The sequence below is a fragment of the Hymenobacter lucidus genome, assembly GCF_020447265.1.
Taxonomy (GTDB): Bacteria; Bacteroidota; Bacteroidia; order Cytophagales; family Hymenobacteraceae; genus Hymenobacter; species Hymenobacter lucidus.
This window is the reverse complement of the sequence record NZ_JAJADR010000005.1, coordinates 38845-55928: the sequence shown is the minus strand read 5'-3', so window position 1 is coordinate 55928 and position 17084 is coordinate 38845. Positions and strand designations below refer to the sequence as shown.

The following is a 17084-nucleotide window of genomic DNA, read 5'->3' as shown; positions in this document are numbered from 1 at the left end:
GCGGAAAATACGACATGTTGCGGGCTTTCTTACGCGCTTACCAAGCTTGCCGCCGCCTTTTTCAGCGTGGCCGAGCTGCTCCACTGGCGCAGCTGCTGCTGTACGGCCGCCGGCACGGGCTGGCGGGTGCGGCCTTGCAAATCGGCGTAGGCCTCAATGAGCTTGCGGGTGTTGCGCAGCGGCACGGCGGGCAGCCCGGGCAGTAGCGCATCGAGCAGCTGGCGCAAGGCATCATCGGTAGTGGGACTAATGGCGCGGGCCTGAGCCAGAACATCGGTGAGGCGCTGCACAGGCGCATACTCGGCGGCCAGCAGTTGGCCCAGCGCGTCGCCCAGGGCCGCGGGTTCCAACCGAGCAGTATCGATGGACGACAGCAGCACTTCCAGGGCCAGCGCCCGGCACATGGGCGCGTAGTGAACCAGGCCCAGGGCAAACAGCAACGTGGTACTCTCGTCGAACCGGGGCCCGGGAGCCAATAGCGGGTGCAGAAACTTCTGCATGGCGTCGCGGCTTTCGGAGCCACTGTTGTCGGTATTGAAGGCGCTGCGCACCAGGTGCCAGTGCAGGGGAGCAGGGTTGTTGGGCAGCAGCGTGAGCAGAAACGACAGATCGGGTAGCAACGACCACAGATACGACCGTTTGTTCTGGGGCAGGCGGGCGTGCAGGGAGTACAGCAGCAGTGGGGAGGGCGGCGTCTGGCCCGGGTGTTCGGGCACCACGCACAGCTCCTGCCAGGTGTAGGTCACCACCGGCTTTTCCTTGTTCCAGCTTTGCTCGTAGGTGTTCGACTTCTGCTCAAACTGCCACCCGGGGCTCCACGGCTCGGCCAGGCCCGGATAATCGGCCAGGACGCGCAACTCGGCGACAGTTCCGTTAGGCTGGCGGGTGCGGGCGGCCACCGCCCAGAGCCAGGGCCAGGCCTCGGTGAGCGGCCCAACGGCGGCGGGCTGCCGGAAGGGGCTAAGCCGAGTAATGGTTTTGGCCACCACTTGTACCAGTGACTTACCCGCCACGGCCGGCACAGTTAAAGGCAGCACGGCGTCGGCGGGGGCCAGCAACCAGCTCAGGAGCTTGCTCAGCTCCGGGTGCTGAACCTGGGGCAGTAGCTGGCGGGCCGTAGCCGCGTCGTTTTCGGCCTGCCAGGCCGTACGGGCCAGGGCCAGAGCCAGGTCGGCGGGGTCGGGGGTGTGGCCGGCGGCTTCGTAGGTCAGCAGCTTGCCTAGCAGTACCGAGGGGGCCACCCAGTGCGGGGCATGGCTAGGCGTGCTCAGCAGCGGTAGGGGTGAAGCAGCCTCCCGGAGCCGGGCTTCCACCACCGTCAGGCGCTGCTTTTCCAAGTGCAGCAGCGGGTCGGGGCTGTTGTAGTGCTTGCTCACCAGCACCACCTCCGGCAACTTGGCTTGCGCAAAGCCCAGCACCCAGCTCATCAGCAGCGCCAGCAGCATTTGTTGCTGACCGTTGCGGCTGTTGTCGAAGCTGTAACGGAACAGGATGTCGGTAACTTCGGCCTCGGTTTTGCCTTTTAGCTCCCAGGGCAAAGCCTGCTGCACGTAGGGGCGCAACTGTTGGGCGTAGCCCGCCGGAAACTGTCCGTGCAGGCGCAGCAGCCCATCCAGCCACCGCTCCACGGCGGCCGGCTCGTAGTGCTGCACCACTTGCCCGGTCAGAAATAGCAGCTCGTGCCAGTCCTGCACCGGCTCGATGGCCGTAGCCCGAGAAATATCGGGCGCAAACCCATTCAGCGGCGCATAAGCCGAAGCCGTGCCTCCTTCTCCGAACTCGGCGGCCGGGGCCACGGCCAGGAAGGGCGTGAGCGTGGTGCGGGCGGCGGCCGTTAACAGGTCGGCATAGAGGCCGATGGTGTCTGTCACTTCGGTAGCTTCGTCACTGGTCAGCACGGGCTTCTTCGCGCCCAGGATGCCGGCCAGCAGCTTGGCAGCTCGCTCCTGCACGCCGGCATCGGCGTTGGCCAGGCCCGACGATGCCAGCCGGGCCAGGGTCGGGGCCAGGGTCGGTTCGCGCTTCAGGAGCTTGTCGAAGGCGCCGAGTAGGGCTCGTAAGGCGGTTTTGAGGTCCTGGCGCGTCATCAGGCCCTCGGCGTAGAGCAGCAGGGGCGCGGGCGTGAAGTCGGAGTGGGCCCAGAGGTCTTTGAGTTGGTCGAGGGCGAAGTTGACGACCAGTGGCAGCGGGTGAGCCAGCAGCTCCACCAGCTCGCTCTGCCGCGCCAGCCGCTCGGCCGCCGTGGGCTTCAGGGTCAGAAACACGTTCTTAAACCACGTCAGCAGCGGGCGGCGGAAGTCGCGGCGCAAGGCCAGCAGGCTGCGCGTGAGCAGGTCGGCCCGGTCGAGGTGGCCCGTCTCAGCCAAGTCCCCGATGATGTCGAGCCAGGTAATGAGCTGGCGCGGGTGCATCTTTTCCCAAGTCTGCCAGTTAAGGGGCTCCTTCGATTTCCACCGCTTCTTGTCCATCGTGAGCTGCACGCTGCCATTTTGGAAGTCGATGCTCGAATCGAAGTCGAAGACCAGCGGAAAGTCCCGGGTGAGCAGTACCGGGTCGAGGCTCAGCTCCCGGGCTACTACCTTGCCCGCCTGGGCCGGCACGGGCTCTACCTCACACAGCGGCTGGCAGATATCAGACAGCACGCCGGGCACCGAGGCGCTGAACAGCTTGGCGTCGTAGGGAATCAGCTGCCGGTCTTCGAGCTGGCGCAGCAGCCGGTAGCTGGGCCGATACCACTGGTTGCCGCTCGACCACCGTTGCAGCCAGTCGAGGGTCCAGTCGGGGCGGGTATGCTCCAGGATCTGCCAGAAGTATGGCTCCTTGGTCAGGTCGGCCCACCAGCCCATGAAGTTATTGTTCAAGGCTTCCTTGCGGGAAAAGGTGCGCAGGCCGCTCAAAAACAGCATCATGCTCTGCGGCTGGGTAATGCGGCTGCCCCAGGTGTTGGCCTTGAGCTGCACCACGGCCTCCAGCTCCTTTTTGAGCTTCACGGTGTGGTGGCGCACGGGTATCACGTCGGCTTTGGGCAACTCCAGCAGGAAGGGAACCAGCTCTTTAGAGCTTTGGTGGCGGATGATACGCTCGAAGGTTTCAACGGCGGACATAAGCAGTAAGTCAGGTACCAATCAACTAAGTAAGCAATAGAAATAGAGCCGCAAGGCAGCCCGGCCGGGGCTAAGCAAAGCGCATCTGGGCGGCCAGGATGTGCTTGCAGGGCCCGCGCTGACCCTGGTGTCCGCTAAACCACGGGCAGGTGCAGCGCGGCTTCTCGGGGCCGCCCACTAGCACGGTGTGCCACACGCCGGTGCCTCGCACCCGGGCCTCGGTGCACCCGGCCGCGCCCACGCCCACCAGCTGCACGTCGTCGGCGGCTTCAAGCAGGGCCCGGGCGTTCTTCAGACGCGGGTTCAAACTCAGGATGCGGCCCAATTTGAAGGGTAGGCGGCGGTAGAAGTGCTGGTTGTCGGCCAAATCGAAACCCAGCAGGCCCATGGCCGAGAGGCTGGCGCAGAGCCGGTCCACGGTATCGGGGGCTAGGCTGTTTTCGAGAGCAAACAGGCTGGGGTTAAACACCTCGTTGCCCTGAAACAGCCGGTTGGCCCCGGCTACCCACTCGGCCGGCAGCTCTTCCATCAGCGTGTCGAGCTGGTTGCCTTCCCCCGAAAAGCCCCGCCATACATCGGCCGACAGCGCCAGCAGAAACCGCTGCCCGCCGCCCAGCTCCAGCACGAAAGCCGAGGCCTGCCCGTCGGGCGTGGCAAACACGCGCACGGCCTCGCACAGTGGCAGCAGGCCTTCCAGCAGCCGTAGCCGGTGCACGCCGCCCACCCGCACCGCGCCCGGGCTGCCCACCGGCGCAAAGCTGGGCCGCGGGCCGCGCAGCACCAGGAAATAGTCGGCTTTGGCGGTACCGGCCGGCAAGCTCTGCACCAATTGCACGGCCTGCACGCGGGTGAGGCGCAGCTTTTCCTCCATCAGGGCCAGGTAGGCCTGCACGCTGGTCAGCCCCTTGATCCAGCGTTCGGGCAGGGCCACTTTGCGCTCCGTCACCTTGCCGGCGGCCCGCTCCAGCGTCACTTCCTTTTCGCCCACCGACAGGATAACCGGCTCGGTGCGGGCAATGCGGGCCAGGGCATTCACCATCGGCTCGTTGAAGTCCACGTTGGTGGTGCCGCTGCTCAGAAACTCGCCGTCGAGGGCCTCCGAGTTCAAATCGAGGCGGGCATACACGCCGTTGCACGACGAGAAGGCCTCGAAGCGCAGCTGCCCGGCCCCGGCCGTCACGATCGGGTCGCGCAGGGCGGCACTCTGGGGCACGAAGCGCGAGGCCACCACCTTTGCTAAGGTGCTTAGCCCCCGGGCTGCCAGCCACGAGTCGCGCAGGCGGCCCCAGAAAAAGCAGGACGAGTCGGTAGTGGTTTGCTCTTCCGCAAACGCGGACAGCAGCAGGGCGTTACCCTCCGGACGGGCTTCCAGGGCGGAGGGGCGGGCATAGGCATACGCAAAGTCAGACATGGCAAAGGCGTTGGATTCGGGTTCTAAGTACGCATCTTTTGTTGATATATACTAACTTTTTTAGCAAAAAGTTGGGTTGAATGGCTATCGATTCTGCTATTTGTATTAGTAAAGGCAACCGGCTTAGCCGGAAAGCCGGGTAAGGTAACCGCCCGTAAGAACATACTTCGCCAATGCGCAACAAAGCCCCGCCGGCCTGATGCCAGCGGGGCTTTATAGTAGAGTCTCGCAAAGTTCCACTTCGTAAGACGTGCGCGCCACCCGCACAATTGGGCATTCAACACACCGCGCAGTGGACCGTAGTATTGTAGTTGCTTACTGCCACTGGTGGCAAAGCTCTGCTATGACCCTCGCAAGCCATTGCCACTGGTGGCAAGGCTATCCAAGGAGCCTTGCAGGCCATTGCCACCGGTGGCAACTCTATCAAACGAGCCTCGCAGGCTTTTGCCACCGGTGGCAAGGCTGTCCGATGAGGCTCGTAGGTAATTGCCACTGGTGGCAATAGGCTCGTTGCTATCCGGCAACAACAGCGGCGGCCCTTTTGGCCCGTTGCCGGGCCGGGTTAGGGTTGGGCAACAGATTGTAGGCAAAGTACGTGGGGGCTTTGGCGGGGTCCCGGCGGTGCACGTAGAGGGCGGCGCAGTGTACGTCCCACAGCGCATCGGCCAGGGCCAGCGCATCGGAGCCGAGGGCCGAAACGGTGTCCTTCACGGCCTTGCTCCCCTGGTTTTTGATGGCCGTGGCGGCGGTATAGGCCACGAGCAGGGCTTTCACCTGGGCTCCGGCGGCTTGCAGGCCCGCGTCGGGGTGGTCTTCGAGCTGCTGCACGTAGGCCGTGAAGCGGGTGAGGCGCTTGGTCTTGGGTGCCTGGGTAAGGCCGCCCAGCTTATCGGGGTAAAACAGGGCCTTCTCGGCGGGGTGGTCGTAGAAGCGGGGCTGCAGCAGCTTCCGGTCGGTGGCCTGCACCAGTTTTTTGAGGCTCTCGAAGGCCTGGTCCTCGGTTTGGGTGCCGCTCTGGCGCTGCCCGCCACCGGTGGTGCGTCCGCTTAGGCCCTGGCGGTACTGGTCGAGGGTAAAGTCGGCAAAGGCGGCCAGCGTGTCGCGCGAGGCAGTGAGGCGCCGGAAATGGTTGTCGTACCGTTCGTCGTACATAACGGGGAAAAAGGAAGAAATAAGAGAATAAGACGAGTGACCGGAGCGGGGGTAAGCGCGGTGTATAAGGGGGCCCGGGCCAGGCGGATAGGATAGCGGTAAGTGCTTGAAAGATGAGCAGAAATGCGCGGCGGTGCAACAGGCCCGGCCCCGACTGTGCCGATTGTGCTTACCCGGTTTGTGGCCCAGCGGCCGGTACCAAACAGCTGGATTGGCAGGAAATGCGCGCCGGGCTGTATCTGGTGCGTGCCGGCCAGCACACGGCCCGCCTTATGGTGCAGTAAACACCGGCCACTGACCGCACGAAAAAGCCCGCTGCACGCAGCGGGCTTTTTTTTTATTGTATTGCCGGGACTTACTCCATCACCCAGGTTACTTTCTCCTCGATAGGCTTGCGCAGGTTGCGGCCGGGCTGCTGCTGCACGTAGCCCAGGTAGAAAAAGCCGAGCAGCTTATCCTCCGGGCCCAGGCCGAAGAAGGGCTTGGCTTCTTCCAGGTAGGTAATGCCGCCCGAGCCCCAGTAGCCGCCCAGGCCGTGGGCTACGGCCGAGAGGTGCAGGTTTTGCACGGCGCAGGCCACGGCTTCTACTTCCTCGATTTCGGGCAGCACGTGGTGGCGCTTCATGCCGATGGCAATGACGTGGGAAGCCAGCAGCGGATTGGTAGCCAACTTCTGGGCCTTCTTCTCGTCCACAAACTCCCCGGCCTGCTGCCGGTAGAGGTTGGATTGAAACTCGGCCAGCTTGCCCAGGCCCGCGCCCCTAAAGACCACGAAGCGCCAGGGTTCGGTACGCTTGTGGGTGGGGGCCCAGTTGGCGTTTTCCAGCAGCTGCTGCACTATTTCGTCGGGCACCACGCGGCCGGGCTCAAACTGGATGGGCTGGATGCTGCGCCGGGCGCGGATGAGGGCGTCGAACTGGGTGGGAGTGGGTAAGGCAGTTTTGGGAGTGTCGGGCATCAGGAAGTACTATTCAGGGAAGAGGAAAGACCATCATGTCGAGCAGCGCGAGACATCTCGCGTACTGACGTTGCAATGCTATTGATGACTACCAATGCACGCGAGATGTCTCGCGCTGCTCGACATGACGTTCCTTAATTACGCTGGGCTGGGAGCCGGAAGCTCACCTTCGCCGGCGGGGCCACCGTGCTCCTCGTCGGGCTGGTAGTTGGCTTCCAGCTCAGCCAGCTTTTCCTTGCCGTAGGCAAAGCGGGTGATGAGCACATAAAGCACCGGCACGATGAAGATAGCCAGCAGCGTGGCCGAGAGCATGCCGCCCAGCACCGTCCAGCCGATGGTTTGCCGGCTCTGGGCGCCGGCGCCGGAGGCAAATACCAGCGGCAATACGCCCAGAATAAAGGCCAGCGAGGTCATTACGATGGGCCGCAGGCGCAGGCGCACGGCTTCCAGGGTAGCGTCTACCAGCGGCATGCCTTTATCAACCCGCTCCTTGGCGAATTCGATGATCAGAATGGCGTTTTTGGCCGACAAACCGATGAGCGTAATCAAGCCGATCTGGGCGTAGACGTTGTTGGTAAGCTTGGGCAGAAACGTGAGGGCCAGAATAGCCCCGAACGCGCCCACCGGCACCGAGAGCAGCACCGAAAAAGGCACCGACCAGCTCTCATACAGCGCGGCCAGAAACAGGAACACGAACACGATGGACAAGGCGAAGATGTACACCGTCTGGCCGCCGGCCAGCTGCTCCTCGCGGCTCAGGCCCGAGAATTCGTAGCCGTAGCCCTGGGGCAAGCTCTGGGCGGCGGTTTCCTTCAGGGCATTGATGGCGTCGCCGGAGGAGTAGCCGGGGGCGGCATTGCCGTTGATTTCGGCCGAGCGGAACAGGTTGTAGTGCGAAATGAGCGGGGCCGACTCGGTGCGCTTGTAACTGGTGAGCGTGCTGAGTGGCACCATGCCGCCCGAGGAGTTGCGCACGTAGTACTGGCCCAGGTTGCTAATGTCGCCGCGGTACATGCTGTCGGCCTGGGTCACAACGCGGAAGTTGCGGCCGTACACGGTGAAGTCGTTCACGTAGGCCGAGCCCAGATAGGTGCGCAGCGCCGTACCGATGTCGGAGATGGACACGCCGAGCTTCTTGGCTTTCTCCCGGTCGATGGTGAGCTGATAGCCGGGCGTGTTGGCGGTGAAAAACGAGAAGGGTGCCGCAATTTCGGGTCGCTTGCGCAGTGCCCCCAGGAAGCTCTGGAGCTGGGCGTCGAAGTTGCGGATGTCGCCGCCGGCCTCGCGCTCCTGGAGCACAAACGAGAAGCCGCCGGTGTTGCCCAGACCCGGAATGGCGGGCGGCGAAATGACCACGATGTTGGCTTCCTTCAGGCGACTCAGGCGCTGGGTTACGGTGGCAATGAGGCCCTGGAGCTGCTCTTCCTTGCTTTTGCGCTCCTCCCAGGGCTGCAGCTGGCAGAATACGGTACCGCTGTTCGACTTGGACGAGAAGTTTACCGCGTTCAGGCCACCCAGGCCGGCGTAGTGCCGAATGCCCTTCACCTGACCCAGCTCCTTCATAATTTCGTGGAGCGTGCTTACGGTGCGCTCCGTCGACGAGGCTTCGGGCAGGTTGAAGGTTACGATGAGGCGGCCTTCGTCTTCAGTGGGGATAAAGCCCGAAGCCTTGTTCTTGAACAGCAGCCCCGTGCCGGCCACGATGCAGAGCAAAATCACGACCACGAAGCGGGAGTGCTTGATGCCGCGCTGCACGCCGTTGCCGTACTTGCCGGTTACCTTGTCAAACCAGGTGTTGAACTTGTAGAAGAACTTGTCGATGCCGGTCGAATTCTCGTCGCGCTTGTGGGGCTTGAGCAGCAGCACGCACAGCGCCGGGGTGAGCGAGAGGGCCACAAAGGCCGAAATCAAGACCGAAATGGCAATGGTAATGGCAAACTGCTGGTAAAGCCGGCCCGTGATGCCGGGAATAAAGCCCACGGGCACAAACACGGCCGCCAGAATGAGGGCAATGGCAATAACGGGCGCGGAAATCTCGCGCATAGCTGCCAGTGTGGCTTCCAGCGGCGAGAGGCCCCGCTCGTTCATGTTGTGCTCCACGGCTTCCACCACCACAATGGCATCATCGACCACGATACCGATGGCCAGCACGAAGCCGAACATGGTGAGCGTGTTGATGGTGAAGCCCAGCGGAATAAAGAACAGGAAGGTACCCACAATGGATACCGGAATGGCCAGCACTGGAATAAGCGTAGAGCGCCAGCTTTGCAAAAACAGGTACACCACCACGATTACCAGCAGCAGGGCCTCTACCAGCGTGTGCAGCACTTCCTCGATGGATACTTTCACCACCGTGGCGGCCTCGAAGGGCACCACGTAGTCGAGGTCCACGGGAAACTGCTTTTTGAGCTGGGCCATCGTGTTGTTCACGTTCTCAAACGTCTCCAGGGCGTTAGCCCCGGGCGCCTGGTACACGAGCAGGTAGGCGGCCCGCTTGCCGTCCACGAAGGAGTTGGAGGCGTAGTTGAATTTGCCCAGCTCCACGCGAGCCACGTCTTTGAGGTACACCACCGAGCCGTCGTCGGGCCGGGTTTTGATGATGATGTTGCCGAACTCCTCGGTGGTCGTCAGGCGGCCTTTCACAAACACGATGTACTCAAACGTCTGTCCGGTCTGGGCAGGCGGCGCGCCAATGGAGCCGGCCGCAATCTGGGCATTCTGCTCCTGAATGGCGGCCGTTACCTCCTGGGCCGTTACGCCGAGCTGGCTGAGCTTGTCGGGGTTGAGCCACACGCGCATCGAGAAGTCGTCGGCCCGGCTCACGATGTCGCCCACGCCCTTGGTGCGCAGCAGCGCGTCCTTGATAAACACGTTGGCATAGTTGTCGAGAAACGTGGTGTTGTGGCTGCCTTTGGGCGCATACAGCGCTACCAGCATCAGAATGCTGGGGTTCCGCTTGCGCACCACCAGGCCCAGGCGCTGCACTTCCTGCGGCAGCGTGGGCTGGGCAATGCCCACGCGGTTCTGCACGTCGAGGGCGGCAATATTGATGTCGGTACCCACTTCGAAGTTCACCGTCATGCTCATCTGCCCGTTGCTGGTGCTGTTGCTTTGCAGGTAAGTCATGCCCGGGGTGCCGTTCACCTGCACTTCCACGGGCGTGGCCACGGTCTGCTCCACGGTCTGGGCGTCGGCGCCAGTGTAAGTGCCACTCACCGACACCGTGGGCGGCGTAATTTCCGGATACTGCCCCACGGGCAGGTTCAGGATGGCCAGCACCCCCACCAGCACTATCACCAGGGAGGTGACGATGGCCGTGACGGGGCGCCGAATAAAGGTTTCTGCAATCATTGTGGATAGCTAATGGCTGCCAAGGGGGCAGCCTAATTCCTGGAAAACAAGCCGTTGGTTGTCGGCCCGGGTTGATTGACATGGCAGGGAAGGCCCCGATGGCCATTGTCCTCAGAGAAAAAAGAATCTGTGAGGACAATGGCTATTGTCTCCGTAGATTTTTTTCTCTCTGAGGACAATGCTAATAGCCTACTTGGCCGCAGCCGTGCCGGGGCCACCAGCGGCGGCCGGTGCACCGGTCTGGATTGGCCCCCCGTCGCGCAGGCGGTTCAGACCTTCGGTTACTACCTGGTCACCATCCTTAATGCCGTCCATAATCACGATCTGGTCGCGCAGGCGGGGGCCGAGCTGCACCTTGCGCTGCCGGGCCTTGCTGCTGTCGCCGGCCACGAACACGAAGTTTTCACCCATCTGCTCCACCACGGCTTTGTAGGGTACCACGATGCGGCGGCCCGACTGCCGGTTGAGTACCCGCAGCACGGCGCTCATCCCGTCTTTGAGCTGGCGCTGGGAGTTCGGAAACTGCACCCGCACCTGTACCGTGCCGGTTTGCTGGTTCACGCCCCGGTCGATGGCCAGGATGCGGCCCGGCTGGGTGTAGCGCGTGCCATCGGGCAGCTCCAGGCGGAAGGTAGAGTCGCTTTTGCTGGCGGCCTGGCGCTGCAGCTCCACGAAGCGGGCCAGGTCGCCTTCCGTCACCACAAAGTCGACGCCCATCGGGTCGTCGCCGCTGATGGTGTTGAGCAGCGTGGAGCCAGGGCTAACCTGGGCCCCCAGCCGCACCTGCGAAATACCGATCTGGCCCGTGAAAGGGGCTTTGATGAGCGAGTAGCTCAAGTCGGTGCGGGCGGCATCTACGCTGGCCTGGGCCACTGCTACCTGGCTCTGGGCGGTGGCGTAGGTGGTGGCGGCGTTATCCACAATCTGTTTGGCAATGGCATCCTGCTGGGCCAGGCGCTGGTAGCGGTCCAGGTTTACCTTGGCGTTCTGCACCACGGCGCGGGTGCTGCTCAATCCGGCCAGGGCCTGCTGGTAAGCGGCTTCGTATTTGCGCCGGTCTATTTCATAGAGGGTCTTGCCCTTCTGCACCACGTCGCCATCCTTGAAGAAGATGCCGGTGATGAAGCCGGCCACTTGGCTGCGCAGCTCCACGTTGTTGATGGCCACCACCGTGGCCGGATACTCGTCGTAATATACCGCGTCAGTGGTGCGGGCCGCTACCAGCGTCACGGGTGTAGCCGGCGGGGGCGCGGCGGCTTTGTCGGCCTCTTTATTGCCGCAGCCGGTGAAGGAAAGCAGGCCGGTGGCGTAGGCTAGGGCGAGAAAATTCTTATTCATAATGGGTAGAAGGGTAGGCGGGTAGGAGGTAAGAGGGCGTGAGGGTAGGCGGGTGTGAGGGTAGGAGGTTATCCTGTTTGCCCTTCGACCTATTTTAAACTCACACCCGCCTACCCTCACACCCTCATGCACTAGTACTGAATCGGCAGGCTGCCCTGGGCGCGGAGCAGGTCTACTTTGCTGCTCAATACCTGAAACAGGGCGCTGTAGTAGTTGAGCTGGGCGGTGCGCAGCGTCGTCTGGGCCACAATCACGTCGAGGTAGGTTTTGATGCCTTCCCGGTACTGCAGGTTTACCACCGAGTACACTTCCTTCGACAAGGCCAGATTGCGCTGCCCGATGAGGTAATCGACGTAGTAGCCTTTGTAAGAAGCCAGGGCCTGCTCAAACTCGGTGTTCACCCGGTTACGGGCTGCCACGATATCCTGGTCGATGCGCTGGTCTCCGAGGCGCACCCGGCGCAGGTTTTGCAGGCGACGCGTACCCTGGAAGATGGGCAAGCTCAGCTGCAGGCCGGCGTAGGAGCTGGGGAAGCGCTGGTTATACAGGTCCCCGAAGTTGTTGTTCTGGAAGGCCGCGTTGTAGTTGCCGAAGGCCGACAACGACGGCAGAAAGCCCCAGCGGTAGTAGCTGATCTGGGCTTCCTGCAGCGCTTTTTGCGTCTGAAGCCGCTGCAGCTCGATGCGGTTGGCGGGGTCCACGGCCACGGTGGTGTCTACCACGGCGTCGCGCATGAGCTGGAGCGTGTCGTACTGCAGGGCCAGCGGCTGGGCGCCGGCCAGGCCCATGAGCTCCTTCAGGTAGGCCGATTTGGACTTGATGGCCTCCACGGCCTGCTTGCGGGCTACGATGGAGTTATTGAGCAGGATTTCAGCCTGCTTGTAGTCGATTTTATCCACGATGCCCACGTCGTAGCGGGCCTTGGCGTCGCGCAGGCTGCGCTGAAGCCGCACAATATCCTCGCTGAGCACGTCGAGCTGGCGCTGGGAGAGCAGCACGTCGTAGAAGGCCTTGCTCACGTTGCTCACCACGTCGATGCGCACGTCGGTGCTGTTTTGCTGGTAGAGCTGGCGCGAAGGCCGGGAGCTGCGCAAAGCCAGCCGCACATCGTTGTTGTAGATGGCCTGGGTGGCAGCCAAGCCGATGGTGGAGGTGTTTTGCAGCCCGATCTGGCGCGGCACGTTCACGCCCTCAGCGTTGGGAAACACAGTGTAGGGCAGCTGAAAGTAGTGCTGGCCCGTGGCATTCAGCGACAATTGAGGCAGCCAGCTGCTCAGCCCAATGCGGATGTTGGCCTCGTTGGTTTCCTCATCGATGCGCGCCTGGCGCAGCAGGGGCTGGTTCTGGATGGCAAACTGCAGGCACTCTTCCAAGGTGTATTCGCCGTTGGTGGGCGGGGCAGAGGGCTGGGCCAACGCCAGCCAGGGAGAAAGCAACAGCAGGGCCAGCAAGGCCCCCAAAGCCTGTTTGTTTTTTTTCATAGCAGGAAAACCTGGCCGCTCCCAACGGAAAGCAGCCGCATAAGTACCTGAACCACCGCGTGGAGGCGGCAGAATAGCACGAGTAAATGGTAGGTCCCGGCCGGGTGGGTGCCAGGCAGGTGGGTAAGATAGAGCGGAACCGGCCACCAGCAGACGCGGCTGGGGCTGCGCTACGGGGTGTTTGGGGCCGGAAAAGGCGGCGGGCACGTTTTGCCGCCGTAGGGCCGGTGCGGGAAGCAACTCCGGCCACAAGCTTGTTAAACCAAAGTGGCGGCAAAAAGTTATGACCTCCGACGGGCCAGCACACGGCTACTACCAAGGGCACCCGTGCGCTGGCAAAGTCGGGCCGTGGGGCCGCAGGTTGCACGCCGGCGCCGGCGGGGCCCACCCAACTTGGCCCGGAGTCCGTAGATATGTCTCTCCTGAACCTCTTATTTCCGCCGCTCCGCCGAAGTAATGCCTGCTGCCTCTCCTCTCCCAGTTTTCCTCAGTGCCGAAGTGTTGCGGGCTTATGAAACCCTGCCTGACCGTTACCTTATTCTGACGCCGGATCTACTGGTACTGACGGCCACGGATGCCTACCTGGCGGCCACGCACACAGTGCGCGCCGAAATGGTGGGCCGGTCGATATACGAGGTATTTCCCGAAAACCCCGATGAGCCCTCGGTAGTCAGCAAGCAGCAGCTGCACGCCTCCTTTCAGCGGGTACTAGCCACGGCCCAACCCGATCAGCTGCCCATTCAGCGCTACGACGTGCGGCGGCCCGGGGAAAGCAGCTTCGAGGAAAAATACTGGAGCGTGGAGAATTCGCCGGTGCTGGGGGGCGACGGCACGGTGCAGCTCATCATCAACAAAGTGAGCGACATGACCGAGCTGGTGCAGCAGGGCCACCGCATCGACGACCTGAGCCGGGAGGTAGACGTGAGCCGAACCCTGATGCAGGAAAACCACCTGCTGGTGCAGCGCCTGCAGAAAGCCAATGCCATTCTGGACGCCATTGGTGAGGCCTACCTAGAGTTGAGCGCGGCCGGCGAGTTTACGTACCTCAACCGCCGGGCCGAACAACTGCTGCAAGTCAGCAAGGCCGATATGCTGGGGCAGAATATCTGGCAGACGACGGTCCTGCAGGTAAGCCCGGAAAGCCAGCAAATCATTCAGCAGGCCTTCAGCAGCGGGCAGCGGGCCGAAGCTGAGTACGTGTGCAGTACGCTGGGCCGGTGGGTGTATATGTCGGCCACGCCCACGGCCGAGGGCCTCATCGTACTGCTCTACGACGTGCAGGAGGTGCAGGAAACGCGCGAGCGGCTGCGGCTGGAGCACCAGCGGCTGAAAGAGTCGCAGGCTATTGGGCACATCGGCAGCTTTGAGGCCGACATAGCCAGTGGCCGTGTGTACTGGACCGATGAGCTCTACCGCATCCACGGCCTGGAGCCCCAGAGCCAGGCCCTAACGGTGGAAGACATGCTCGGCTTCCTGGCCCCGGCGGATGAAAGAGCTTTTCGGGAGCTTTTGCACCCGGCCGGTCCGCCGCGGGGCTTCCAGCTGGTGCACCGCATCCGGTGCCACGACGGCACGGAGCGCGTGGTCGAAACGCGCACCGAGGTGCAGTACAACCCGGCGGGCAGCGTGGTGAAGCTCTACGGCACGGTGCAGGACGTCACGGAAATGCAGCAGGCCGAGAAAGAGCTACGCGCCAGTGCCAGCCAGTTTCAGACGCTGGTGGAAAACACCCCGGACCTTATCACGCGCTGGGACCAGGACCTGCGCCTGCGCTTTGCCAACGGCGCCTTTTGCCAGCGCATGCACCAGCCCCTGGCGGCTTTGGTAGGCAAAACCAACCTGGACATGCAGCACCCCGAGGAAGTGGCCCGCCCCTGGATGGACAAGCTGCGTCTGGTGCTCAGCAGCGGCATGGCCCACGACCATTACAACTCGGCCGAAACGCCCACTGGTACCAAGCACTTCTACTCCCGGCTGGTGCCCGAGGTGTCGGAAGAAGGCACGGTACGGAGCGTGCTGGCTATTGGCCGCGAAATTACCGACATCAAGCGCCTCGAAAAGGAGCACCTGCATCTGCAACTTTCCCAGCAGAAGCACCTGCTCAATGCCGTGCTGGAAGCCCAGGAAGTAGAGCGGCAGCGCATTGCCGAGAGCCTGCACAACGGGTTGGGCCAGGTGCTCTACGCCACCAAGCTCCAGCTCGAGCAGATTGTGGTGGAGCCCGGCCGCAACAACACCCAGCGTGTAACTGAGGCCACGCGGCAGGCCGGAGTGTTTCTATCGGAAGCCATTAAGGCCACCCGCACCATCTCGCACGAGCTGATTCCGACCACGCTGCAGGATTTTGGCCTAGCGGCGGCCATCGAGGATGTGTGTCGGCACATGAGCCACGGGACCGTGCGCATTCAGTGTCAGGTGGTCGGCAGTGGCCCCAAGCTCGATAGGTACCTGGAGCTGGCTATCTACCGGCTGGTGCAGGAACTCATCAACAACATTGTGAAGCACGCCCAGGCCACCCAGGGCCGAATGGTGCTCACGCTGGAGCCCAAGGCGGTGCGGGTAGTGGCCCACGACAACGGCCGGGGCTTCAACTCGCAGCAGAGCAGCGGCAAAGGTATCGGCCTGAAAACCATTCAGGACCGGGTAAAGCTCTTCAACGGTACCACCGAAGTACGCTCCGTAGTCGGGGAGGGCACTACCGTCAGCATCTGGTTTCCGGTGGTCGAGGAGGAGTAGCCGGCCTACATAAACAACTTGCGCAGGGCCCACAAGCTCCACACGATTACCATCAGGCCCACGCCCACGAACATCCAGCGGGTGGGAATACGGCCGGCCAGGCGGGCGGCAAATGGCGCGGCGGCCACGCCCCCCACCACTAGGCCCAGGATAATCTGCCAGTGGGTGATGCCGATAGTGGCAAAAAAGGTGACGGCGCTGGCAAACGTGACGAAGAACTCGGTGACGCTGACCGAGCCGATGACGTACTGCGGCGTGCGGCCCCCGGCAATAAGGGTGCTGGTGACGAGCGGACCCCAGCCGCCCCCGCCAAACGAGTCGAGGAAGCCGCCGGCCGCCGCCAATAGCCCCAGTTTCTTGTGCTTAGTACGGGCTTTGCCGGGCTTGCTGAAGGCTTTGGTCAGAATGCGCAAGCCCAGCAGCAGCAGGTATACGGCCAGAAACGGTTTCACGTAGGCCCCGTAGGTTTCGCCGAAGCGGGACAGTAGATATGCGCCCGTAATGGCCCCGAGCACGCCCGGAATCAGCAGCACTTTGAACAGCTTCTTGTTCACGTTGCCGAAGCGGTAGTGGTGGTAGCCCGAGGCCCCGCTGGCAAACATTTCGGCGGTATGAATGCTGGCACTCACCGCCGCCGGCGAAATATTGATACTCATCAGGCTGATGGCCGTCACCACGCCGTAGCCCATGCCCAGGAGCCCATCCACAATCTGGGCCCCGAAACCGATGGCCACGAAGATGTAGAACATCCGGGCATTGGAGGCCACCCCCCACACCTGGTTCCAGGTAACGTAATACGACAGGATATTAAAAACCAGCATGGCCGCAAAAGCCAGCAGCGTGCCTGTGGCAATCTTGCGCCACCGCGCCGCCGCCGGCGACTCGTAGGCCGGCCCGCCAGCCAGCTCGGCCGTCACGGCATTCAGCGACTTCACCTTGTTGGCAAAGTCGCCGGCCAGCTTGCCCCGGATGATGGTCATGTGCTGCAACACTTCCTGCAGCTCGTTGGGCAAGGCGTCGGCCAGCACCGTGCGCAGGCGCTTGGCCACCGTGGGCGACTTGCCGTTGGTGGAAATAGCAATTTTCAGGTCTCCTTTCTGCACAATGGAGCCCAGGTAAAAGTCGCATTCGTCGGGCGTGTCGGCCACGTTGCAGAGCAGGCCCAGGTCGGCGGCGTGGGCCTTGATGCCGCGGTTGAGCACCGGGTTGTCGGTGGCCACAAACACGATGTCGTGGCCCACCAGATCGACGTGGGTGTAGGCGTGGTAGCGCAGCTGCAGCTGCGGGTGCTGCTCGGCCAGCAGCAGAATGCCAGGCAGAAACGTCTCACTCACGACAGTCACGGCCGTGGCCGGGCTATTGCCCAAAATGGCGGCCAGCTTTTCCAGGCCCACGGCGCCGCCACCCACTACCAGCACCCGAAACTTTTCCAGCTTCAGGAAGATGGGAAACAGGTTGTTGCCCGTCGGCTCGGCGGCCGCAAGCGGAGCCAGCGGCGGCAAGGCTACTTCGGAAGGAAGGGGCGAAGAGGTCATGGAAAGGTGATTGGCGGA

Annotated in this window: 9 protein-coding genes; 1 reads left to right on the top strand and 8 read right to left on the bottom strand. The window is 62.8% G+C overall.

Translation table 11 applies throughout. The annotated features are described in order from the left end of the window. Positions 1-29 precede the first annotated feature (29 nt). The 7 genes from LGH74_RS16565 to LGH74_RS16535 all read right to left on the bottom strand — a co-directional run bounded on the left by LGH74_RS16565 (position 30) and on the right by LGH74_RS16535 (position 12795). Positions 30-3104 carry a DUF6493 family protein gene (locus tag LGH74_RS16565; RefSeq protein WP_226177353.1) on the bottom strand — a complete coding sequence of 1025 codons (3075 nt, stop codon included), beginning with the start codon at positions 3102-3104 and terminating at the stop codon, positions 30-32. Between the two features lie 70 nt (positions 3105-3174). Then, on the bottom strand, positions 3175-4515 hold the full coding sequence (locus tag LGH74_RS16560; protein ID WP_226177352.1) for an SWIM zinc finger family protein: 1341 nt from the start codon (positions 4513-4515) through the stop codon (positions 3175-3177). A gap of 513 nt (positions 4516-5028) precedes the next feature. Next, entirely contained in the window at positions 5029-5667 is a 639-nt protein-coding gene (locus LGH74_RS16555) for a hypothetical protein (protein ID WP_226177351.1), read from the bottom strand. Positions 5668-6022: 355 nt separating this feature from the next. Further along, complete coding sequence (locus LGH74_RS16550; protein ID WP_226177350.1) at positions 6023-6625, bottom strand: nitroreductase family protein; 603 nt, start codon at positions 6623-6625, stop codon at positions 6023-6025. Positions 6626-6763: 138 nt separating this feature from the next. Beyond that, the gene (locus tag LGH74_RS16545) at positions 6764-9976 is read right to left on the bottom strand and encodes an efflux RND transporter permease subunit (RefSeq protein ID WP_226177349.1); all 3213 of its coding nucleotides are present in this window, start codon (positions 9974-9976) and stop codon (positions 6764-6766) included. Positions 9977-10165: 189 nt separating this feature from the next. Then, positions 10166-11314, bottom strand: a complete 1149-nt coding sequence (locus tag LGH74_RS16540) for an efflux RND transporter periplasmic adaptor subunit (protein ID WP_226177348.1) — start codon at positions 11312-11314, stop codon at positions 10166-10168. A 131-nt stretch (positions 11315-11445) separates the two neighbouring features. Further along, positions 11446-12795, bottom strand: a complete 1350-nt coding sequence (locus LGH74_RS16535) for a TolC family protein (RefSeq protein ID WP_226177347.1) — start codon at positions 12793-12795, stop codon at positions 11446-11448. Positions 12796-13251: 456 nt separating this feature from the next. Between LGH74_RS16535 and LGH74_RS16530 the strand changes: the two genes are divergently transcribed. Then, a complete protein-coding gene (locus LGH74_RS16530; RefSeq protein WP_226177345.1) occupies positions 13252-15531 on the top strand; it encodes a sensor histidine kinase in 2280 nt (759 codons plus the stop codon). Positions 15532-15536: 5 nt separating this feature from the next. Here LGH74_RS16530 and LGH74_RS25130 read toward each other — a convergent pair whose 3' ends face one another. After that, entirely contained in the window at positions 15537-17066 is a 1530-nt protein-coding gene (locus LGH74_RS25130; protein WP_348532998.1) for a TSUP family transporter, read from the bottom strand. Positions 17067-17084: the final 18 nt, after the last annotated feature.